The sequence below is a fragment of the Kitasatospora xanthocidica genome, from assembly GCF_014656195.1.
Lineage (GTDB): Bacteria > Actinomycetota > Actinomycetes > Streptomycetales > Streptomycetaceae > Kitasatospora > Kitasatospora xanthocidica.
Map to the genome: position 1 here is coordinate 157,854 of NZ_BNBY01000017.1, position 21,446 is coordinate 179,299.

Here is a 21,446-nt window from a genome sequence, read left to right on the forward strand (position 1 = left end):
GAGTCAGACCGCGGCGGTGCGGGCGGAGATCAGGGCGGCGAGGCCCGCCACGCTGCCCGCCTCGGCCATCTCGTCCTCGGGGACGCGGGCCCCGAACTCGCGCTCCAGGATCACCGACAGCTCCAGCAGCACGAGGGAGTCGAGGTCGAGGTCGGAGAAGGCGGTGGTGGCGGTGAGCTCGCCGTCCAGGGAGAACTTGTCCTGCAGGATGGTCAGGATGCGCTCGGTGATGCGGTCCATCGTCGGTCCTTTCACACAGCTCGGGAGGGAGGTAGCAGGGGAAGGGGAAGGCCCGGATCAGGCGGTCTCGATGCCGGTCACCTTGATGTCGGGCCAGCTGAGGGCGACCGAGCCCCAGCTCAGGCCACCGCCGAACGCGGTCAGCAGGATCTTCTGGCCGGGCTCCAGCCGGCCCTCGGCGGCCGCGTCGGTGAGGGCGAGCGGGATCGAGGCGGCCGAGGTGTTCCCGACCTTGTCGAGGTGGACCACCACCTGGTCGCGCGGCACGTCCATCACGTCGGCCACGGTGTGCAGGATGCGGACGTTCGCCTGGTGGCCGACGAACCAGTCGAGGTCCTCGGCGGTCCAGCCGATCCGCTTCAGCAGCGCCTCCGAGGAGCCCGCCATCCGTGAGACCGCGTGCGTGAAGATCTCCTTCCCGCGCATGGCGAGGTAGTTGTCCTCCTCGCGCAGCGGCGCCCGCTCGGAGCGCTGCCGGGACCCGCCCGCGGGCAGGAAGGCCAGGTCGCGGTTGGCACCGTCGCTGCCGAGGTCGAAGCCGGTCAGGGCGCCCGGCTCGGTGGCGTCCCCGGCGCGCAGCACCGCCGCGCCGGCGCCGTCGCCGAAGATGATCGCGGTGGCCCGGTCCCCCGGGTCCAGCCGGGTCGACCAGATGTCCGCGCCGATCACCAGGACGCGTTCGGCGAACCCGGCGGCGATCGCGCCCGCCGCGGAGTGGAGGCCGTAGATGAAGCCGGCGCAGGCGGCCGACAGGTCGAAGCCGGGCACCCCGGCGAGTCCCAGTGCGGCCGCGACCTCCGGGGCGGTCGCGGGCATCGGCCGGTTGGGCGTGCTCGTCGCCAGGATCACCTGGTCGACGGTGTCGACCCCGGCGGACTCCAGCGCCCGCCGGCCGGCGACCACGGCGAGGTCGCCGGTGGCGGTGCCGGGGGCTGCCCAGTAGCGGCGGCTGATGCCCGTCCTGGTCCGGATCCACTCGTCGCTGGTGTCGACCAGCCGGGAGATCTCCTCGTTGTCCACGGCCCGCTCCGGCACCATGGCGCCGAGGCCGGCGAGGACGGCGGCCCGGCTCATGACCGGCCTCCGGGGGTGGCGCGGCGGAGTCGATCGGTCATGTTCGGGGTCCTTTCCACGGTCGGCGTCCGAAGGAGGTGGTGGGGGCAGCGGGAGGCGGCGTCGTCACGGCAGCCGGTGGGCGGCCGAGCAGCGGACCGACATGTGGCGGAAGCCGCCGACGATGTCGACCAGCCGCCAGGTCTCGCCGTCGCGCGAGGTGAGCAGTTCGGTCTCGTCGAGGCGCACGGTGAGCCGGTCGGGCACGGTGACCGGCTGCCGCGGGTCGCCGATGTCGAGCACGGTCTGCCGCATCCAGAGGGTGTTGCTCTCCGAGCGCGGGACGCCGTCGATCTCGTAGAGCAGGATCTGGCCGAGCTGGATGGCGGCGACGAAGACGTCGAGGATCGAGGTCGCCCGGTGGCTGTAGCCCTCCAGCCCGCGCACCGGGAGGTCCTGGTCCGACCGGAACCGGGAACTGACCGTGGCGGCGGCCGAGTTCGCCGGGAAGTCGACCGAGAGTCCTTCGATCACCTGGTACTTGCTCCGGTGCGCCGCCCCGTACGGGCGCAGCGCGGCGCTGCCGAGCAGTTCGTCGGGGTCGGCGTACGAGCCGGGCTCGGTGCGGGCGGCGCCGGCCGGGTGCTCGATCTCCAGGCGTGCCCGCAGGGCGCCGACCTGGCAGTCGACGGCGGACACCCGTCGGCTCGGGTCGGGGCTCGCGCCGGGGAGTTCGGTGACGGTCGCCGCCACCGGGAACTCGTCGAGTTCCTCCTCCACCGGGCTGGTGCCGGCCTTCATCCGGACCCGGCGCAGCCGCGCGGTGCCGCGCTGCTCGGCGTCCAGGCCCAGGACGTGGGCGAGGTGGACCTCGGCGGCTTCGCCGGCCAGCAGCAGGACGTCGATGCTGCTGAGGTGCGGGCGCTGGTTGTGCTTGCCCTTCTTCGACCAGTCGTCCGGGTAGCGGACGGAGGCGAGGGCGCGGACGGAGCCGGTGCCGTCCGGGCCGCCACTGACCCGGATGTCCGTCAGTCGCTGGTGGGCGCGCTTGTAGCCCTCACCGAAGAAACGTTTCTCTCCCGGCCCCAGGTAGTCGTCGACGGTGACGCGACGGGGGCGGGTCTGCGCTGCGGTGTCAGTCATGGCTTCCCTCGGAGAGTCGGCCGGGCCGGTACGGCTAGGCCCAGGTGAGCAGGCGCTTCGGGTGTTCCAGGACGGCGGCGGTGTCGGCCAGCACCTTCGACCCCAGCTCGCCGTCGACCAGCCGGTGGTCGAAGGAGAGCGCCAGGGTGGTGACCTGCCGGGGCCGGACCTCGCCCTTGTGGACCCACGGCCGCTCCCGGACGGCACCGAAGGCGAGGATCGCCGACTCGCCGGGGTTGAGGATCGGCGTCCCGGTGTCCACCCCGAAGACGCCGATGTTGGTGAGGGTCACCGTGCCGCCCGCCAGCGCGGCCGGGGTCGTCCTGCCCTCGCGGGCGGTGGTGACCAACTCCCCCAGCGCCCGGGCGAGTCGCGGCAGCGTCAGACTGCCCGCGTCCTTGACGTTGGGAACCAGCAGACCGCGCTCGGTGGCGGCGGCGATGCCCAGGTTGATGCGGTCCGTCCGGACGATCTCCTGGTTCTCCTCGTCCCAGCGGGCGTTCACCTCCGGGTGCCGCCGGATCGCGAGCAGGAACGCCCTGGCCACCAGCAGCAGCGGGCTCACCCGCAGGCCGGCCAGCTCCGGGTCCTGCTTCAGCTCCCGGACCAGGGTCATGGTGCGGGTCACGTCCACGGTGACGAACTCGGTGACGTGCGGGGCGGTGAAGGCGCTCGCGACCATCGCCCGGGCGGTGGCCCGGCGCACGCCCTTCACCGGGATGCGGGTCTCGCCCGCGCTCGGGGAGGGTGCGGCGGCCACGGGGGGTGCGGGAACGGGAGCGGGCGGTGCGTCGTGGGCCGCGTGCACGTCCGCCCTGGTCACCACGCCGTCGGCGCCGGTGGGGACGACCGCGGCCAGGTCCACGCCGAGGTCCTTGGCCAGTTTGCGGACGGGCGGCTTGGCGGCGGGCCGCTCGGTGCGCGCGGCCGGAGCGGTCGGTGCGGGCGGGGTGGACGGTGCCGCCGGGGCGGCCGGTGCCGCCGGGGTGGGCGCCGGCGCCCCGTTCCGCCGGCGGGGCCGGTGGCCGGACCGCCCGGGAGCAGCGCCGTAGCCGACCAGGACCGGCTGCCGGGCCTCGGGCGCCTCGGCGTCCGGGGTTCCGGCCGCGGGCGCGGCAGGGGTGGCGGACGTACCGGGGCCGTCGGGGGTGTCGGCCGCTCCGGCGCCTTCCGGGCCGTCCGCCCCGGTGTCGACGGAGATGATGACGGCGCCCACCGCGACCGTCGTCCCCGCCTCGACGTGGATCCGGTGCACCACGCCGTCGTACGGGATCGGCAGTTCGACGCTGGCCTTGGCCGTCTCCACCTCGCAGACGACCTGGCCGTCCGTCACCCGGTCGCCCTGCCGGACGTGCCAGGTGAGGATCTCCGCGTCCACGAGCCCCTCGCCCACGTCGGGCAGGGGGAACTCGCGGACGCGTTGCGCGGTTGTGGTCACGGTTCCTCTCCTCTAGTACGCCAGGGCGCGGTCGACGGCGTCCAGGACGCGGTCCACGTCCGGCAGGTACGACTCCTCGAAGGCGGCCGGCGGGTACGGCATGTGGTAGCCGCCGACCCGCAGGACCGGGGCCTCCAGGTGGTGGAAGCACCGCTCGGTGATCCGGCCCGCGATCTCGGCGCCGGCGCCGAAGAACACCGGCGCCTCGTGCACGACCACCAGCCGCCCGGTGCGCCGCACCGAGGCCTCGATGGTGTCGAAGTCCATCGGGGACACCGAGCGCAGGTCGACCACCTCCAGGCTGTCGCCGTCCTCGGCGGCGACCGCCGCCGCCTCCAGGCAGGTCGCCACGGTCGGTCCGTAGCCGAGCAGCGTCAGGTCCCGGCCGGGCCGGACCACCCGGGCGGCGTGCAGGGGCAGTTCGGCGGCGGGCGGCACCGGCGCGCGGTCGTAGTAGCGGCGCTTGGGCTCGAAGTAGACGACCGGGTCGTTCCCGGCGATGGCCTGCCGGAGCATCCAGTGCGCGTCGGCCGCGTTGGACGGCGAGACCACCTTCACTCCCCCGACGTGGGCGAACAGCGCCTCGGGGGACTCGCTGTGGTGCTCGACCGCACCGATGCCGCCGCCGTACGGGATGCGGATGACCACCGGCAGGGTGAGCCGGCCGTTCGAGCGGGCGTGCAGCTTCGCCAGCTGGGTGACGATCTGGTCGAAGGCGGGGAAGACGAAGCCGTCGAACTGGATCTCCACCACCGGTCGGTAGCCCCGCAGGGCCAGGCCGATCGCGGTGCCGACGATGCCGGACTCGGCCAGCGGGGTGTCGATCACCCGGCCGTCGCCGAAGTCCTTCTGCAGGCCGTCGGTCACCCGGAAGACGCCGCCGAGCCTGCCGACGTCCTCGCCCATCACCAGGACCTTGGGATCCTCCTCCAGCGCGGCGCGCAGGGCCGAGTTGACCGCCTGGGCGAGGGTGCGGGCGGGCCCTGCGGCCGGATCGCGGTTCGTCGCCACCATCTCAGACCCCTTCCGCGGTCGCGAGGGCGGCGGTGTAGGCCGCGAACTGCGCGGCCTCCTCCGCCACCAGGGCGTGGCCGTCCGCGTAGACGTGGCCGAACATCGCCTCCGCCGGGGGCGCGGCCATCGACCGGACGGCCGCGCGGACGGCCCGGGCCGCCTCCTCGCTCTCCCGGTCGACCCGGGCGAGGTACTCCTCGTCCGCCCGGCCGTCGGCCAGCAGGTGCGCCCGGAGGCGGGTGATCGGGTCCTTCAGCTCCCAGGCGCGCACCTCCTCGGCGTCGCGGTAGCGGGAGGGGTCGTCGGAGGTGGTGTGGGCGCCCATGCGGTAGGTGAACGCCTCGATCAGCGTCGGGCCCTGCCCGCTGCGGGCGCGCCGCAGTGCCTGCCGGGTGACGGCCAGACAGGCCAGCACGTCGTTGCCGTCCACCAGGATCCCGGGGAAGCCGAAGCCGGCCGCCCGCCGGTGGATCGGCACCCGGCTCTGCTTCTCGGTGGGCTCGGAGATCGCCCACTGGTTGTTCTGGCAGAAGAAGACGACCGGGGCGTCGTTGAGGGCGGCGAAGTTGAAGGCCTCGCTGACGTCGCCCTGGCTGGTCGCGCCGTCGCCGAAGTACACGATGACGGCGGTGTCGGCGCCGTCCTTGGCAACGCCCATCGCGTAGCCGGTGGCGTGCAGCGTCTGGGCGCCGATGACGAGGGTGTAGAGGTGGAAGTTGTGCTCCCTCGGGTCCCAGCCGCCGTTGGTGGTGCCCCGGAACAGTGCGAAGAGGTCGAGGGGGTCGACCTGCCGGGCGAGCGCCACGCCGTGGTCGCGGTAGCTGGGGAAGACGTGGTCCTCGTCGTCGAGCGCCAGGGCGGAGCCGATCTGGGCCGCCTCCTGGCCGAGCAGCGAGGGCCAGAGGGCGAGTTCGCCCTGGCGCTGGAGCAGCACCCCCTCGGCGTCGATCCGGCGGGCGCGGACCATGGACTCGTAGAGGCCGAGGAGTTGATCGTCCGTCAGATCGAGCGGGTAGTCGGGGTGGTGCTTCCGCTCGCCGTCCGGGGTGAGCAGTTGGACGGCGTCGGCCGGGGTGTGCGCGTGCGGCATGGCGACCTCCTTCCTCATGGGTGGGGCATGACGGGCGGGGCGTGACGGGCCGTGCGTGACGGTGCGGGGCGTGACGGGCGGGGCGTGACGGGCGGCGTCGGGCGGACCGGGCGGAGGGGCCTCGGTGCCGACGGCGCGGGCACGGGGAGAGCGGCGCGCCCGGAACGGTGCCGGGCGGCGGGGCGGGACGGGAGGCACGGCCGGCGGCGGGCTTCTCGCCCCGACCCCCTCGGCATCCGAACTCCCGTTGTTTCCCGTGGAGTTCGACCCGGTACGGAGAACTCTGCCCGCCGCCCACGCCGTCACGCAAGCAGTGGATTCCACTCGGTGGAAAACCCGCGCCGGGTGGGGGAGCCGGTTCCGAGGCGCATACCGGAACCACCCAGGAACCCTGCTCGGAACCCAGCCCGGAATGCCCCCCGGATCACGCCCGGAACGCACCCGGAACGCACCCGGGACGCACCGGGCTTTCCCGCCGGAAAGGCTCGTTCAGACCGCGGCCAAGGGCGCGATCAGGCCGCCGAGACGGCCGAAGAAGGCGTCCTTGGATTCCCTCGGAAAGAAATGCCCGCCCGGGACCGGATGCAACGCGAAACCCCCGTCGGCGTGTTCGGCCCAGGCGGCCGCGTCCGCGGCCGAGACCAGCGGGTCGTCCCGCCCGGCGAACACCTCGACCGGGCACGGCAGCGGCCGGTGCGTGAAGCCCTCGGAATCGCCCGCGCAGAGGCCGATCTCCGCCCGCACCAGGGCGATCCGCTCGCTCAGCCAGCTGGTGTCCGCGCGCAGCGCGGCCGGGAGCGAACCGAAGTCGACGAGCCAGGAGACGAGTTCGGCGTCGGTGAGCCGCGTCGCCCGGCGCAGCGGGTGCGGCAGGTGGGGCGCCGGGTAGGCGCCGACCAGCAGCCGCTCGGGCAGCCTGCGCCCGTGCTCGGCCCTGCGGCGGGTGAGCCGGTAGGCGAGCAGGGCGCCCATGCTGTGCCCGTACAGGAGGTAGGGCCGTTCCAGGAGCGGGCCGAGGTCGCGTTCCAGCTCGGCGACGAGCCGGGGCAGCCCCTGCCGGCAGTGGCCGCCGGCCGGGTCCCGCCCGGGGATCCGGACCGGGACGAGGTTCACCCGCTCTCCCAGCGCCCGTTGCCAGCCGGAGAAGAACGCCGTACTGCCGCCGGCCGGGTGCAGTCCGAGCAGGGTGACCGGGCCGCCGTCCGCTCCCCCGCCCGCGCCCTCGTCGAAGCCGCCCTCGTCGAAACCGCCACCCGGGCCGCCGACCGGGGCTAGCGGCTGTGCGACTGCGGACCGTCCCTGGTTGCACGCCCCGGCCGGGGGCGGTGCGCCGCCGACCGGGCGGCGGCGCACCGGGTCAGATGGCTGCCGGAACACCGGCCCTCCCCACCGTGCTCTGCGGGGCCGACGGCCGCTCGGCACCGAGATCGGCGCCGGGACCAGGGCCAGGGCCGGGACCTAGGTCGAGGTCCGGCTCCGGCCGGGCGGTCTCCACCTGGTGCGCGAACTCCCGCCAGGCCGCCGCGCATTCGAGCGCGAGCTGGGAGACCCGGCCGGCGCAGTGCGGCGGGATGCTGCGCGCCAGCTGGTCGCGCTGATCGGCCGGGAGGAGGCTGCTGGTGAGCATCCGCAGCAGATGGCGGCCGCTCTCGGTGAGCCGGAGCGCCGGGTCGCTCATCAGCCGTTCCATGACGCGGGCGAGGTCCTGGCCGGGCTGCTGCGGGCCGGGGCCGGTGCGCCGGCCGCCGGCGGCCTGGCCCGGCGGGGACGCGGGGCGGGTCTGGGAGGCGGGCCGGGCCGTGCGGCGCCCGGTGGGCACCGGGTCCTCGCCGCGCCGCAGCCGCTCCCGGACGTCGCGGACCGTCCCCGGGGAGATGCCCGCCTCGTCGGCGATCGCGCGCAGCGACGCCCGGGGGTTGGCGCTGATCAGTTCGACGGCGCGCCGCCGGCCCAGCGTGCCGTCCAGCGGCCGGACCCGCCCGTCCCGGCCGACCCGGGCCGCGGCGTGCGGGATGGTGCCGCTCTCGCTGCGCCGCAGCTCGCGCACCGCCTTGGTGGAGAGCCCGGCGACGGAGGCGACCATCCGGTCCGACCACTCGGGGTGCGAGGTGAGGATCCGCCTGGCGGCGCCCGTGCGGTCGTCCCGAGACAGCGGGAGGCCGTGGCGGGTGTTGCTCTGGACGGAGAGGACGAAGGCGTCGCGTTCGGAGCCTTCGAAGAAGCGGGCGGGGATGACGGACCGGCCCCGGGCGGCGGCCACCCGCAGCCGGTGCATGCCGTCGATCACCCGCATGCTGGGGCGGTGGACGATGATCGGCGGGAGGTCCCGGTCGAGTTCGGCCAACGCCCTGAGGTGCTCCGGGTCCTCTCCGCCGGTGCGCGGCGAGTCGGCGGGCAGCAGTGCCGCGACCGGGACCGGCACCACCTCGGACAGGGCCGGCGCCCACTCCTGGGACGGCGGCGGTCCGGGTTCCGGGGCCACCGGGCCGGGCTCCCGGGTCACGGCACCGACCTCCCGGGCCACCGAACCGGCTACCTGGCCGGTCGCCGGACTGGCCACCGGACCGGCCGCCGGACCGGCCGCCGGGGACGGTAAACCGGGCCGGGACGTGAAGGGCGGTTCGGCGCTGTCGCTGACGGTCTCTTTCTTCACGGCGAGTCCTCTGGCGTGCGTCGCGGGAGGGCGGTCGGACAGGCGGTGCGTCGTACCGGCACCACCCGCCTTGGGGAAGTACCGCCCCGTTTTCCCTGGGTCTGCTGGGTCGTCTCCTCGTCGAGACAGGCCAAAGGCGCACCGGCGCGGGCCGCCGAGGACCCGGCCGGCCGACGACGCCCGTGGGGGCGGGTTCGTCGGCACGGACCTCCGGGTGGCTCCACGACGGCCGCTGCCGAATGCTCCATCGTGATCGTGACACACGAACATACCTCTGGGAAGGTATTTTAACGAGCGCGTAACGTACGGCAGCAATACCGTCACACGACGGCCACCGCGCCCACCCGTTTCAGCCTCCGGCGGGGGCTCCGTCGAGCAGCAACAGCCGGGCACCGGGCAGCAGTTCGGCCAGCCCCGGGTCGCCGACGACCACCGGGTGCCCGACCTCGGTGAGCATCGGCAGGTCGGAGGCGTGGTCCCCGTAGCCGTAGCAGTCCGCCGGATCGACCTGCGGGTGGGCCTCGTACAGGGCGCGCACGGCCCGGCGCTTCTCCTCCCCGATGACCGGCTCGCCGACGAGCCCGCCGGTGAGCACTCCCCCGCGCACCTCGGGGCGGCTGCACACCAGGTGCGCCGCGCCGATGTCCGCCGCGATGGGGTCGAGGATCGCCGGGAACGAGCCGGAGACCAGCACGATCGCACCGCCCGCCGCCCGATGGTCCGTCAGGGCATCCCGGACGGCGGCGATGTAGAAGCCCGGCTCCGCGGCCCGTTCGGCGAACCACGCGCGGCCGGCCGCGGCGACGGACTCGGCCGGCTCCCCGGCCCATTCCCGGTAGTACGCGCGGTTGTTCTCCTCGCGCGGGCTCCCGGCGGCGGCCCGGGCGGTCAGCTCCTCCCGCACCCGGCGGCCGCGCCGGACGCCCTCGCTGCCGTACCGGGCGCCGAGGTAGTGGTCGAGGAAGTCGAACATGCTCTTGCAGTCGATCAGCGTCTCGTCGACGTCGCTGAACGCCAGACGGGTGGGCAGGGCCACGGGGGGCTCCTCGGGGGCTCGGGTCACCTGGGGGTGACGCTTCGGGCGGTACGGGTGCCGGCCGCGGCGCGGCCACCCGCCGGGCCACGGGCGCCGGTCGTGCCGCGGGTGGCGGCCGGCCGGGCGCGCAGCGCCGGGAACAGGGTGTCCCGCACCTCGCGCCAGCGTTCCGCGAAGTCGGCGCGGGCGTACAGGTTGTCGGAGATGTGCTGGGACCCGAAGAAGGCCGCGACGGCCACCCGGGCGGCCACGTCCGGGTCCACGTGCTCCGCCAACTGCCCCTGCGCGGCGGCCTCGCGCAGCAGCATCGAGATCAGGTTCGTCCAGTCCACGTACGGCAGCGGGAGCTCGACGTCGATGGCGGCGCGCTCGTTCTGCAGCCGGGTCCCGGCCTGCATGATCGGGTCCTCGAGGAACGCGGTGGTGGCCGCGTTGAACATCTCGATCACCGTGTCCAGCGGGGAGAGGCCCTTGCCCCGCACCGCCTCCAGCGTCACCGGCCAGCGCGAGTACAGCTCCTCGACCACGGCGACGGCCAGTGCCTGCTTGTTGGGGAAGTGGAAGTAGACCGCGCCCTTGGTCATGGCGACCTCGTCGGCCACGTCCTTGATGCCGGTCCGTTCGTAACCGCGCTCGGCGAAGATCCGCGCGGCGCAGTGCAGGATCTGCTCCCTGGTGCGCTCGGCGCGCTCCTGGCGCAGGAACGGCCCGGTCGCGCCGGTGCGCAGCGCCGGCCACAGCGGCTCGGTGGCGGCGCTCTTGCTCTGGCTCACTGTTCTCTGTTCCTCTCTCGCATCCCGTCGATCCTGGCTATATACCTTCTCCCAGGTATATTTTCGGGCCGTGATCAACGGCCACCTGGGGGGTGACCCGCGTCCGGAGCGGGGTGGCACCACCTTAGGGAACGGCTCACCGACGGGGAGACGTGCTCGTAATGTCCAGCATCACCGCATCGCCAAGGTACCTGCCGACGACCGCGCCGGCGGCGCGCGACCGCCGGCTCTCGTTCCGCCACCGGCTGCCGGCCGCCGCCGTCCACAAGACCGCGCCGGCGGAGGTCCTGCTCACCGACGCCGCCCGGACGGGGGACGACCGGTTCCGGGTCGCCGCCGTCTGGCACCGCCACCGCTTCCTGCACCACGGCGGGGCGGGCCTGCCGGTCGACCCGCTGCTGCTGGTCGAGACGGTCCGCCAGGCGCTGATCCACCTGTCCCACCGCTTCCACGGCGTTCCGCAGGGCCACCCGTTCGTCCTCGACTCCCTCGACCTCGAACTGACCCGGGCCGGTTCGACGCACCGGCCCGCCGGACCGCAGCAGGTCCTGCTCGACGCCGTCCACACCCGGACGCTGACCACCCCGCACCGCACCGGCCTCGCGCTGGACGCCGTGGTGTCCGTCGACGGCGTGCCGCTCGGCCGGGGCGGCTTCCGCTGGGAGGTCCGGCACCCCGAGTTCTACGCCCTGGTGCGCGACCGCGCCCGGCGGACGGCGGCCCGGCCGACCGGCCCGTCCGCCGGGGAGTCCTGGCGGCTCGCCCCCTGGGTGGCGGGCTACCCGGACGACCGGCACGTGCTGCTCGCCCGCGGCCCGCAGGGCGCGCCCGGCGAGTTCCTGCTCGACCCCGCCCCCGACCACCCGGTGCTCTTCGACCACCCCTCCGACCACGTGCCGGGCATGGTGCTGCTGGAGGCGTTCCGGCAGGCCGCCCACGCCACCGGTGCCCCGCAGGACCCGGCCCGGATCCGGGCCGCCTTCACCGCTTTCGGGGAGCCGGACGTGCCGGTGACCGTCACCGCGCGCCCCGGTCCGGCGGCGGGGACCACGGAGGTCACCGCCGTCCAGGGCGGGACGCCCCTCGCCTCGGCCCTGCTCGGGTACGAGCCGGTGGACGACCTGACGGCCCGCCGGGACGCCCGGTGAGCGGGTCCGCCGCCGAGAACCGCGCCGCCGAGATCCGCGCCGCCGAGGACCCCGCCGCGGAGCCCACGGCCGCGGAGCTCCCCGCCGGGGCCGTCGACCGGCTGGTCCGGGCGGCCGAGCGCGACCTGCCCGCCCTGGAGGAACGGCGCCGGCTCGGCGCGGAGACGATGGCCGGGATCACCGCCGCCGGGTTCCTCCGGCACTTCGTGGCACGGGAGTTCGGCGGCACCGCGGGGACCTTCTCCGCGCTGCTCGACGCCTCGGCGACGGTGGGGCGGACCTGTCCGTCCACCGCCTGGTGCGCCACCCTGTTCGCCGCGCACGGGCGGCTCGCCTCCTACCTCCCCACGGAGGGCCGGAAGGCGCTGTGGGGCCACTCCCCCGACGTGCCGATCGCCACGGCCATCATGCCCCCGCGCGGGCGGGCCGTCCCGGTGCCGGGCGGCTGGCTGCTCAGCGGCCGTTGGGACACCGCCAGTGGCGTGGACCACGCCGACTGGCTGCTGCTGGCGAGCCGCACCGGAGCGCCGGACCGCCCCGAGCACCGGATCCTCGCCGTACCCAGGGCCGACTGGACCGTCCTGGACTCCTGGCGCAGCCTGGGCATGCGCGGGACGGGCAGCCACGCGGTGGAGGTGGCGGAGGCCTTCGTCCCCGAGCGGCTCTCCTTCACCATGGCCGATCTGGCGCACCCGGTGGCGGCGGACGCGGCCCGCTGCCACCGGGTCCCGGTGCAGCTGGCCGGCACGCTGATGTTCGCGGCGCCGGTGGCGGGTGCGGCGCAGGGCGCGCTGGACGCCTGGCGCGCCGCCGCGGTCACCCCGCGGCCGGTCCGCAGCGCGGCCTCCGACCAGGCGTTGAGCGAGAGTTCGGCGCAGATCGCGGCGGCCCGGCTGCTGCTGGAACGGGCCGCCCGGCGCGCCGACCACGATGAGGTGACACCGTTGCTGGTCGCCGAGAACCGGCGGGACGCCGTCACGGCCGTACGCTGGTGCGCCGCCGCGGTCGACCGGCTCTTCCACGCCGCCGGCTCGCACGTCCACCGCGACGGCTCCCCCTTCCAGCGCTACTGGCGGGACATCACCACCGCGGCCACCCACGGCGCGCTGGGGCCGGCGGCGGCGGCCGCCGAGTACGCGGACACCGTGCTCGGCCCGCCCGCCCCGGACGGACGGTGAGCCCCGCCGACGGTCGTTGACGGTCCGTCATAACTGGCCGTCCGTCGGGCGGGTGACCCGCCGGACGGCCGACCGGGCCCCCGGGGTCCGCTACCCTCGACAACAAACCTTCGCATAGGTAGGTTTCTAGGGGTGAACAGAGTGACGAGGTTGCCACGGTGGTGAAACAGGCCCGGGCATGGCTGACCCGTGAGCGCGTACTGGACGCCGCGGCCGAGGAGTTCGCCGTCCACGGCTTCACGGCCACCAAGGTCGAGGCCGTGGTGGCCCGGACGGGCATGACGAAGGGTGCGCTCTACGCGCACTTCGGCTCCAAGCACCAGCTCGCCTCCGCGCTGGTCGACGAGAGCGTCGAACACTGGAAGCGGCTCCGGGACGCTCCCCCCGCCGAACTCCCCCGCCCGTCGCCGGGAGCCGCGCTCACCGAACTCATCGGCCGGATGCGCGGACAGTTCGAGACCAACGTCCGCTTCCGGGCCGCCCTCCGGCTCGCCGCCGATTGCGACCGCTGCGAGGGCGACCCGGACGGCCTCTTCGGCGACATCCGCCGGGAGATGGTGACGAGCGTGCGCAGAGCCCAGGAGGAACGGGAGATCACGCCGTCCTACCCGGCGGAATCCCTCGCCTACCTGATCCTGGTCGTCCTGTACGGCTTCTCCTACATGCCGGCCTGGGACGACACCCACGGCGTGCCGGTCGAGCCCGACGACGCCTGGCACGTGCTGCGCACCGCCCTCCGACTCGGCTGACCACCGGCAACTCCCCTCCCCCCGGCCGCGATCGGGTCTGTCCGCGCTCGGGTCTGTCCGCGACCGAGCCGATCCGAGCGGGCACCGGCCGTGTGCAACTGCGGACCGGGCATCAGTCGCACAGCCATCCAGCCGTACAGTCACTCGTCCGCTTACGCCGCCATTCCTCTTCGGGCGCGGAATCGGACGGCCCGCGAAATCAGGCGGGGATGTGCAAACGGGAGACCTGGCTCCGCGAGTTCCACGGCGGCTAGCCTTTCTCACGCACCGCTTCCCGCGGGACCGGACAACACCAACCGGACCGCCGGTGACGGCCCCCGGGCCGAAGGCCGTGTCTTCCGCTTCCCCCCGCGTTCGCCGCGTTCATGAATCCCCGGCACCGATCCCCGGTCACCGATCGCCCGGTCCGCTTTTCCGAACTCCGTTCCCCCCGTTTCCCTTTCCGTGTTTTCCGTCCTCCGAGAGGCACACGATGAAGCTCGCGATTTCCGGGACCTACTCCTCCGGCAAGACCCTGACCACCATGGCGCTGGCCCAGCTGACCGGTGTCCCGCGCACCCACGCCAAGACGATGCGGGAGATCCTGCCGCACGCCGTACCGGGCAAGACCCTGGAGGAGTGCAACGCGGCCGAGCTGATCCAGCTGGTGATGCGCCGTTACGTCGAGCGGGCGGTGCACGAGAGCCACCTGCCCGGCGGCTACATCTCCGACGGTTCCTCGCTGCACGAGTGGACCTACGCCACCGTGCGGGTCACGGTCGGCATCAACCCCAACGAGTCCATCGGCCTGGAGTCGGTGGAGAAGACCGACGAGATCCGCTTCTACGAGCAGGTCGTCGCCCAGCTCGGCGTGGCGCTCAAGCAGTACGCCAAGGAGACCTACGACGCCTTCGTGCACCTGCCGATCGAGTTCCCGCTCGACCCGAACGGCCACCGCCCGGTGAACGAGCGCTTCCGGGTGCTCTCCGACGAGCACCTGCTGAACGTGCTGGACGAGCTGAAGATCCCCACCCACATCATCGGCGGCACGATCCCGGAGCGGCTGGAGGGCATCACCGAGGTCTTCGGCCTCCCCCGGGTCATGTCGATCGAGGACGCCATCGAGGCGGCGAAGAAGGACTACGCGCAGCTCGACGTCCGTACCGAGGCCGAGCGCAACGCCGCCGCCGAGGCCCTCGCCGCCCAGGCCGCGGCCTGATCCGGCGCCCCGGAAGGAATCCACCGCCATGACCAACTCCACGACGCCGCTGAAGCTCGGCGTCCTCGGCGCGGGCAACATCGGCCGGCCCGTCGGCCGCCACTGGCTGGCCGCGGGCCACTCGGTGACCTTCGGCTCCCGCACCCCGGAGCAGCTCGCCCCCTTCGTCGGACCGCTGGGCGCCGGCGCCACGGCCGCGACGCTCGCCGAGACGGCCAGGACCTCCGACGTCCTGCTGCTGTCCGTCCCGTACGAGGCCGCGGCGGGGGTGCTCGCCGAGGTCGGCGAGCACCTGGCCGGAAAGATCGTCATCGACGCCACCAACCCGGTGTCGCTCACCGAGGACGGCCGGGTGGTCTCCACGCTCACCCCCGGGGTGACCCAGGGCCGGCACGTCGCGAAGCAGCTGCCCGCCGCCACCGTGGTCCGGGCGTTCACCCACGTCATGGACGAGCTGCTCTGGTCGCGCGGCACCCGCCAGCGCCACTTCTGGGCCATGGCGATCGCGGGCGACGACGCCCCGGCCAAGGCCGTGGTGGCGGGGCTGGTCCACGACGCCGGGTTCACCCCGGTGGACCTCGGCGGCCTGGACGAGTCGGCGCCGCTCGACCCCGGCGGCGTGCTGTTCCCGCACATGTTCACCCCCGGCGAGATGCGGGCGCTGACCGGCCTCGCCGGCTGACCCCCGGGCCGTCTGGAAGAAAGGCAGTCACGTGAGCACCGAACCGCCTCACCCGGCCGCGGCACCGCTCTTCGAGCCCTTCAAGGCCGGCGGGCTGGCCCTGGACAACCGGATCGTGATGGCCCCGATGTCCCGGGACCTCTCCCCCGGCGGGGTGCCCGGCGCGGACGTCGCCGAGTACTACGCCCGCCGGGCCCGGCACGGCGTGGGGCTGATCATCACCGAGGGCACCTTCGTGGGCCACCCCGCGGCCGGGAACCGGCCGTCGGTGCCGCGCTTCCACGGCGTCGACGCGCTGGCCGGCTGGGCCGGGGTGGTCCGCGCGGTGCACGACGCCGGCGGGAGGATCGTGCCCCAGCTGTGGCACGTCGGCCAGGACCCGCTGCTGTGGGGCAAGTCCCTGGCGGAGGCCCGCCGTACGGCACCGAAGGGCGTCGAGCTCTTCGACCCGCCGGGCGGACTGATCAGCCCCTCCGGCCTGGAGCCGGGCAGCCCGGCCGGGCGGGCGATGTCGGAGTCCGACATCGCCGAGGTCGTCGAGGCCTTCGCCCGGGCCGCCGCCGACGCCCAGCGGCTGGGCTTCGACGGCATCGAGCTGCACGCCGCGCACGGCTACCTGTTCGACCAGTTCTTCTGGACGGCCACCAACCACCGGACCGACGGCTACGGCGGCGACCCGGCCGGCCGCACCCGGTTCGCCGCCGAGGTGGTCCGGGCCTGCCGCGCGGCGACCGGGCCGGACTTCCCCGTCATCCTGCGGGTCTCGCAGTGGAAGGTGGCGCACTACCAGGCCCGGATCGCCGACGACCCGCGGGCGCTGGAGACCTTCCTGGCCCCGCTGGTGGACGCCGGGGTCGACGTCTTCCACTGCTCCACCCGGCGGTTCTGGCAGCCCGCGTTCGAGGGCTCCGGGCTCAACCTGGCGGGCTGGGTGAAGAAGGTGACGGGACGGCCGACCATCACCGTGGGCTCGGTCGGCCTGCGCGACAGCGACTTCCTCGGGTACGTGGAGGGCAAGGGCGCGGAGGTCGACGACATCGGCCTGGTGGCCCGGCGCCTCGCGGAGGGCGAGTTCGACCTGGTCGCGGTCGGGCGCGCCCTGGTGGCGAACCCGGCCTGGGCCGAACAGGTGCGCACCGGGCGGACGGACGGGCTGCGCCCGTTCGACGCCGCGGCGCTCGCCTCGCTCGACTAGCTCGACTAGGGCTCCTGGGAAGCGTCCTGAGCACCCCGCGCGGCGGCGGCCTCCCGGTTCGCCGCCGCGATGAGGGCGTCCAGCAGCCCGGGGAAGGCCTGTTCCAGGTCGTCGCGGCGCAGGGTGTTCATCTTGGAGGTGCCGACGTAGTACTGCCGGATCAGCCCGGACTGCCGCAGCACCCGGAAGTGGTGGGTCCCGGTCGACCGGGTCACCGAGATGTCGAAGGTGCCGCAGGCGGTGTCGTCGGGCGCGTTGGCGATCTGCCGGACGATGCTGCGGCGCACCGGGTCCGCGAAGGCCTCCAGGATGCGCTGGAGGGTGATGTCCGCGGCGTCGGGGTGGTCGCCGATGCGGTCGACGGCGGCGTGGGCGGCGGTCACGTGGCACCTCTCAGGGTCTCGCTGCACGTCCATCGTACGACGCCCATCGTACGACCCCGCCGGCCCGATTCCGTCGCCCGACCCCGGGCATATGACGACCACCATCCAATTTGACATGCGTCGTCATATGCCCTTCAGTTGAACCGCGCCTCCCCATCAACTCGACCGCTCCGAGAGCGAGTTGCCCGCGCCGTGCGATCGCCCCCGCGCTCGCCCCCGCGCTCGCCCGCCGCGCAGCGGTCACCCGCACCGAAGGAACCAGCGATGACAACCGCCGAGACCAGCCCGGCGCAGACCGAGGTCTCCCCCGCCGACCCACCGACCACCGCCAGCGGGTTGAAGATCGCCGCGCTGGCCACCGGCTTCGTGATGGCCACCCTGGACGTCACCATCGTCAACGTCGCCGGCGCGACCCTCCAGGAGAAGCTGGGCGCCACGCTCACCCAGCTCACCTGGGTCGTGGACGGCTACATCCTGACCTTCGCGTCCCTGCTGATGCTGGCCGGCGGCCTCGCCAACTGGCTCGGCGCCAAGACCGTCTACATGTGGGGCATGGGCCTGTTCCTGCTGGCCTCGCTCGGCTGCGCGCTGTCCACCTCACCGGAGCTGCTGATCGCGGCCCGGATGCTGCAGGGCGCCGGCGCGGCGCTGTTCATGCCCAGCTCGCTGTCCCTGCTGGTGTTCTCGTTCCCGGAGAAGCGCCGGCGCACCAAGATGCTCGGCCTGTGGTCCGCGATCGTCGCCACCTCCTCGGGCATCGGCCCCACGCTCGGCGGCCTGATGGTCGGCTCGCTGGGCTGGCAGAGCATCTTCCTGCTCAACCTGCCGATCGGCGTGGTCGGCATGCTGATGACCAAGCGGTTCATCGCGGCGCCGGAGGCCCGCTCCGCACGGCCGCACCCGCTCGGGCACCTGATCTGGATCGTGGCCCTCGCGGCAGTCAGCTACGCCCTGATCGAGGGCCCGCAGCTCGGCTGGGCCGCGGCCCCGGTGCTCGTCGCGTACGGCGTGGCGCTGGTCGCCGCCGCCCTCCTGGTCCGGCGCGAGCGCCGCGGTGACAAGCTCGTCATGCCGTGGACGCTGTTCCGCCGCCCCGGCTTCTCCGGCGCCAACCTGGTCGGCTTCTGCTTCAACTTCGCACTGTTCGGCACCATCTTCATGCTCGGCCTGTTCTTCCAGCACGCCCAGGGCGCCAGCCCGTTCGTGGCCGGGCTGGAGCTGATCCCGATCACCATCCTGTCGCCGCTCGCGAACGTGGTGTACTCCAAGATCTCCGGCCGCTACGCCAACGGGCCGCTGCTGACGGTCTTCATGCTGCTGGCGGGCGTCTGCTCGCTCGCGCTGACCGGCATCTCCGCGTCGACCCCGTACTGGCTGATCGCCCTCGGCATCGGCGTGGCCTGCCTCGGCTCCGGCATCATCTCCCCCGGCATGACGGCGGCCATGGTGGACTCGGCCGGGCCGGAGCACGCCAACGTCGCCGGCTCGGTGCTGAACGCCAACCGCCAGATCGGCTCGCTGGTGGGCATCGCCGTGGTCGGCGTGGTGCTGCACGCCACCTCCGACTGGAGCGAGGGCGCCTCCGTCTCCTTCGTCCTGGTCGGCATCGCCTACCTGCTCGGCGCGTTCTTCGCCTGGCGCCTGGTCACCCGCTCCGAGCGCCGCGCCGAGGCCCCCGCGGCCGGCTGACCCCCTCGACCGGCGGACCCCGCGATCCGGGCGTCCGCGCCACACCGCTCCTCACCCGCCTGAACCCCCGCAGGCGGCGAGGGAGCACCGAAGGCCTCCCCGGCCGGACCACCGTCCGCACCGGGGAGGCCCTTTCGGCGTCGGCCGCCGGGAGTCAGGGCGTGTCGGCGGGCTGCTGCCGGCGGTGGTTCCGGGTGCGGGCGGGGCCGGTGCGGGCGGTGCGGCCGTCGGTGTGCCAGGGCTGGGAACCGGAAGGCGAGGACGACCCCGCCCCGACTCAGCTCGGCTCAGCTCGGCTCGGCTCGGCTCGGCCGACTCCGGCCGCCGTCCCCGCCCGGCCGGGCCGGCCCCGGAGCGCCTCCGCGGTGATGAACGCCGTCACCGTGGCCACGATCAGCAGCGGCATCGCGGCCGCCGCCTCGCCGCCGAGGAGGGCCGCGGCGAGGACGGCGCTGGTCACCGGGAGGCGGGTGACGGCCGCGCCGGAGGCGGCCAGCCCGACGGCCAGGGCGGGCGCGGTGCCGAAGCCGGGCAGCGGGGCGCAGGCCACGCCGAGGGCGGCGCCGAGCAGGATCGCCGGGAAGATCGGGCCGCCACGCAGACTGCCGAGCGCGATCGACCAGCCGAGCCCCTTGCAGAGGACGAGGGCGAGCAGTGCGCCGATCGGCCAGGCGGCCGGGTCGGCGGCGAGCGCGCCCAGGGTCGCCTGGCCGGAGAGGGCGGCCTCCTCCGGGGAGCGGTCGGTGAGGAGGGCGTAGAGGGCGAGGCAGCAGCCGACCGCGACCGCGCACAGCACCGTCCGGGCGGCGGTGGTACGGGCGGTGTCCGCCGCGGTGAAGGCCTTGACCCGTCTGCCGATCGTCTGCCCGGCCACGCAGACCAGGGCGATCGCGGCGGCCAGCGGAACGCCCCAGAGGAAGTCACCGGGGTCGGGGACGCCGCTCGCGGGCAGCTTCGGCAGCGAGAGCGCGCCGATCGCCAGGCCCGTCCAGTGGCCGAAGCCGGTGAAGACCAGCGCGCCGATCCCACTGGCCAGCAGGCTGGGCAGGATCAGCGCGATCAGCCGCGGGCCGCCCAGCCCGGCCGCCTCGATCAGCATCACGCCGGCCACCAGTGGGCTGCCGAAGATGGTGGAGATCGCCGAGGACGCCCCCGCCGTGCCCAACACGGCCACCAGTTCGGGCTGTTCGGCGCGCCTGGCGGAGCGGACGGCGAGCAGGGCGAGGCCGCCGCCGAGCGCCATCAGCGGCGCCTCGGGGCCGAGCACCGCGCCGAGCGGCAGACAGGCGAGCGCGGCCAGCACCACGCCGGGAACGGCCCGGGGCGGGGTGGGCGGGCCGCCGAGCCCGTCCACCGGGACGTGGCCGCCGTGCCCGGGCAGCCGGGTGACGACCGGGGCGAGCAGCAGGCCGGCCAGCAGCAGGGCGGGCAGCGGCCACCACCAGGGGGCGCGGTCGTAGCCGGCGGTCTTCGGCAGGCTCTCCCAGATCCAGTGCTGGAGTTCGTGCTCCAGGCCGACGAAGCCGAAGGCGGCCAGCGAGACCGGGATGCCGACCAGCGCCGAGACCAGCAGCAGGCGGAGGTAGCCCTTGTGCAGCAGCACCTCACGAAGGGTCGGACCGCCGTTCCGCTGCGGGGGCGTCCCCGGCATGACCGCTCCTTCGCGCTCCCGGCCGCCCGCTGCCCGGCGGCCCGTCCTGCGACCGAGTCTCGCCCCGGGCCGGGGGCGCCGCACGGCGGCGCGGGCCTTCGAGCGGGCCCGGAGCGGACCCTGACGCCGCAACGGTTGCGCCGTACGGGTGAGCGGTGGGTACGGCCCGGCAGGTCCGGGTCACGCCAAGCAGGCCCGGGTCACACCAGGCGGGTCACACCAGGCGAGTCACACCCGGCGGGTCACATCTGGCGGGTCTCGCTGCCCAGGGCGCTCTCGATGCCCTGGACCATCCGCCACAGCGGCGCCCGCCGGCTGGCGACCAGGACCACCACCTCGTCGGACTCGCCCTCCCCGGCGGTCTCGGACGGCCGGTCGCTCCAGGTGCCGGTGACGAAGGCCATCGCCGCGTCCACCTCCGCCACCCAGTCGCTCTCCCCGCCGGAGCGCAGCCAGGTCCGCAGGGCGTGGTTGTGCGCGGAGACGACGGCCGCCGCGATCACGTCCGCGCGCAGTGGCCCGTCCGGGCGGTCGGCGAAGCGGCCGCGCAGGTAGGCGGCCAGGGTGTGCTCGTAGCGCCAGACCACGGACAGCTCGTACGCCCGCAGGCCGGGCACCTTGCGGGTGAGCCGGTAGCGCTGGACGGAGAAGGAGGGCTGCTCGGCGTACATCCGCAGGACGAGGCGGGCGGCGTCGCAGGCGTGCTTGACCGGGTCCTCCTCGCCGTTGCCGGACTCCAGGAACTCCGTCATCTCGGCCAGGCTGCGCTCGTGGTCGGGGAAGACCACGTCCTCCTTCGCCGGGAAGTAGCGGAAGAAGGAGCGCCGGCCGACGCCGGCCAGCGAGACGATGTCGTCGACGGTGGTCTGCTCGAAGCCGCGTTCCAGGAAGAGCTCGAAGGCCGCGGCCACCAGCGCCTCGCGCATCGCGGGCTTGGTGGGCCCGTCGTTCATGGGCAGGTCCTGCTCTTCCTTCTCGCTCATTCTCCGCAACCTAACACCGGCTCACTGCCGGGGCGCCGACGGCCGGGCGGTGCCCGGTCCGGCCGTCGGCGCACGTCGGGCCGGGTCGGGTTACGGGAGGTTGCGGGCCATCACGATCCGCTGGACCTGGTTGGTGCCCTCGTAGATCTG

At 74.3% G+C, this 21,446-nt stretch carries 20 protein-coding genes; 7 read left to right on the forward strand and 13 right to left on the reverse strand.

The window, feature by feature from the left end; all coding sequences use genetic code 11:
- Positions 1-3: 3 nt before the first annotated feature.
- The 10 genes from IE332_RS26585 to IE332_RS26630 all read right to left on the reverse strand — a co-directional run bounded on the left by IE332_RS26585 (position 4) and on the right by IE332_RS26630 (position 10,440).
- Positions 4-240 (reverse strand): phosphopantetheine-binding protein, encoded by a 237-nt coding sequence (locus IE332_RS26585; protein WP_189921036.1) that lies wholly within the window; start codon positions 238-240, stop codon positions 4-6.
- Positions 241-297: 57 nt separating this feature from the next.
- Positions 298-1,314 (reverse strand): beta-ketoacyl-ACP synthase III, encoded by a 1,017-nt coding sequence (locus tag IE332_RS26590; protein WP_189921038.1) that lies wholly within the window; start codon positions 1,312-1,314, stop codon positions 298-300.
- Positions 1,315-1,419: 105 nt separating this feature from the next.
- The gene (locus IE332_RS26595) at positions 1,420-2,436 is read right to left on the reverse strand and encodes an AvrD family protein (RefSeq protein ID WP_189921040.1); all 1,017 of its coding nucleotides are present in this window, start codon (positions 2,434-2,436) and stop codon (positions 1,420-1,422) included.
- Between the two features lie 34 nt (positions 2,437-2,470).
- A complete protein-coding gene (locus tag IE332_RS26600; protein ID WP_189921042.1) occupies positions 2,471-3,874 on the reverse strand; it encodes a dihydrolipoamide acetyltransferase family protein in 1,404 nt (467 codons plus the stop codon).
- 12 nt (positions 3,875-3,886) lie between these two features.
- Positions 3,887-4,888, reverse strand: coding sequence for an alpha-ketoacid dehydrogenase subunit beta (locus IE332_RS26605; RefSeq protein WP_189921044.1), 1,002 nt, complete (start codon positions 4,886-4,888; stop codon positions 3,887-3,889).
- 1 nt (position 4,889) lies between these two features.
- Positions 4,890-5,996, reverse strand: a complete 1,107-nt coding sequence (gene pdhA / locus IE332_RS26610) for a pyruvate dehydrogenase (acetyl-transferring) E1 component subunit alpha (RefSeq protein ID WP_189921046.1) — start codon at positions 5,994-5,996, stop codon at positions 4,890-4,892.
- A gap of 471 nt (positions 5,997-6,467) precedes the next feature.
- Positions 6,468-7,355, reverse strand: a complete 888-nt coding sequence (locus IE332_RS26615; RefSeq protein WP_229928922.1) for a thioesterase II family protein — start codon at positions 7,353-7,355, stop codon at positions 6,468-6,470.
- A complete protein-coding gene (locus IE332_RS26620; protein WP_229928923.1) occupies positions 7,336-8,631 on the reverse strand; it encodes a winged helix-turn-helix transcriptional regulator in 1,296 nt (431 codons plus the stop codon). Before IE332_RS26620 ends, IE332_RS26615 begins: the two co-directional genes overlap by 20 nt.
- A gap of 349 nt (positions 8,632-8,980) precedes the next feature.
- Entirely contained in the window at positions 8,981-9,667 is a 687-nt protein-coding gene (locus IE332_RS26625; RefSeq protein WP_189921051.1) for an HAD family hydrolase, read from the reverse strand.
- A gap of 23 nt (positions 9,668-9,690) precedes the next feature.
- Positions 9,691-10,440, reverse strand: a complete 750-nt coding sequence (locus tag IE332_RS26630; RefSeq protein WP_189921053.1) for a ScbR family autoregulator-binding transcription factor — start codon at positions 10,438-10,440, stop codon at positions 9,691-9,693.
- 161 nt (positions 10,441-10,601) lie between these two features.
- Here IE332_RS26630 and IE332_RS26635 point away from each other — a divergent pair, with 161 nt between their 5' ends.
- The 6 genes from IE332_RS26635 (at position 10,602) to IE332_RS26660 (ending at position 16,590) form a co-directional block, all read left to right on the forward strand.
- The gene (locus IE332_RS26635; protein ID WP_189921055.1) at positions 10,602-11,588 is read left to right on the forward strand and encodes a ScbA/BarX family gamma-butyrolactone biosynthesis protein; all 987 of its coding nucleotides are present in this window, start codon (positions 10,602-10,604) and stop codon (positions 11,586-11,588) included.
- Positions 11,585-12,766 (forward strand): acyl-CoA dehydrogenase family protein, encoded by a 1,182-nt coding sequence (locus IE332_RS26640; protein ID WP_229928924.1) that lies wholly within the window; start codon positions 11,585-11,587, stop codon positions 12,764-12,766. Before IE332_RS26635 ends, IE332_RS26640 begins: the two co-directional genes overlap by 4 nt.
- A gap of 158 nt (positions 12,767-12,924) precedes the next feature.
- The gene (locus IE332_RS26645; protein WP_189921057.1) at positions 12,925-13,515 is read left to right on the forward strand and encodes a TetR family transcriptional regulator; all 591 of its coding nucleotides are present in this window, start codon (positions 12,925-12,927) and stop codon (positions 13,513-13,515) included.
- A gap of 472 nt (positions 13,516-13,987) precedes the next feature.
- Positions 13,988-14,713 carry an AAA family ATPase gene (locus IE332_RS26650; protein ID WP_189921060.1) on the forward strand — a complete coding sequence of 242 codons (726 nt, stop codon included), beginning with the start codon at positions 13,988-13,990 and terminating at the stop codon, positions 14,711-14,713.
- Between the two features lie 28 nt (positions 14,714-14,741).
- Positions 14,742-15,395 (forward strand): NADPH-dependent F420 reductase, encoded by a 654-nt coding sequence (locus tag IE332_RS26655; RefSeq protein ID WP_189921062.1) that lies wholly within the window; start codon positions 14,742-14,744, stop codon positions 15,393-15,395.
- Between the two features lie 31 nt (positions 15,396-15,426).
- A complete protein-coding gene (locus IE332_RS26660; RefSeq protein ID WP_189921064.1) occupies positions 15,427-16,590 on the forward strand; it encodes an NADH:flavin oxidoreductase in 1,164 nt (387 codons plus the stop codon).
- A 5-nt stretch (positions 16,591-16,595) separates the two neighbouring features.
- Here IE332_RS26660 and IE332_RS26665 read toward each other — a convergent pair whose 3' ends face one another.
- A complete protein-coding gene (locus IE332_RS26665) occupies positions 16,596-16,973 on the reverse strand; it encodes an ArsR/SmtB family transcription factor (protein WP_229928925.1) in 378 nt (125 codons plus the stop codon).
- A 264-nt stretch (positions 16,974-17,237) separates the two neighbouring features.
- On the opposite strand from IE332_RS26665, the gene IE332_RS26670 reads away from it, so the two are divergent.
- Positions 17,238-18,662, forward strand: coding sequence for an MFS transporter (locus tag IE332_RS26670; protein ID WP_189921068.1), 1,425 nt, complete (start codon positions 17,238-17,240; stop codon positions 18,660-18,662).
- Between the two features lie 277 nt (positions 18,663-18,939).
- Here IE332_RS26670 and IE332_RS26675 read toward each other — a convergent pair whose 3' ends face one another.
- Positions 18,940-20,313 carry a chloride channel protein gene (locus IE332_RS26675; protein ID WP_229928926.1) on the reverse strand — a complete coding sequence of 458 codons (1,374 nt, stop codon included), beginning with the start codon at positions 20,311-20,313 and terminating at the stop codon, positions 18,940-18,942.
- A 242-nt stretch (positions 20,314-20,555) separates the two neighbouring features.
- Positions 20,556-21,239, reverse strand: a complete 684-nt coding sequence (locus IE332_RS26680; RefSeq protein WP_189921110.1) for a TetR family transcriptional regulator — start codon at positions 21,237-21,239, stop codon at positions 20,556-20,558.
- Positions 21,240-21,446: the final 207 nt, after the last annotated feature.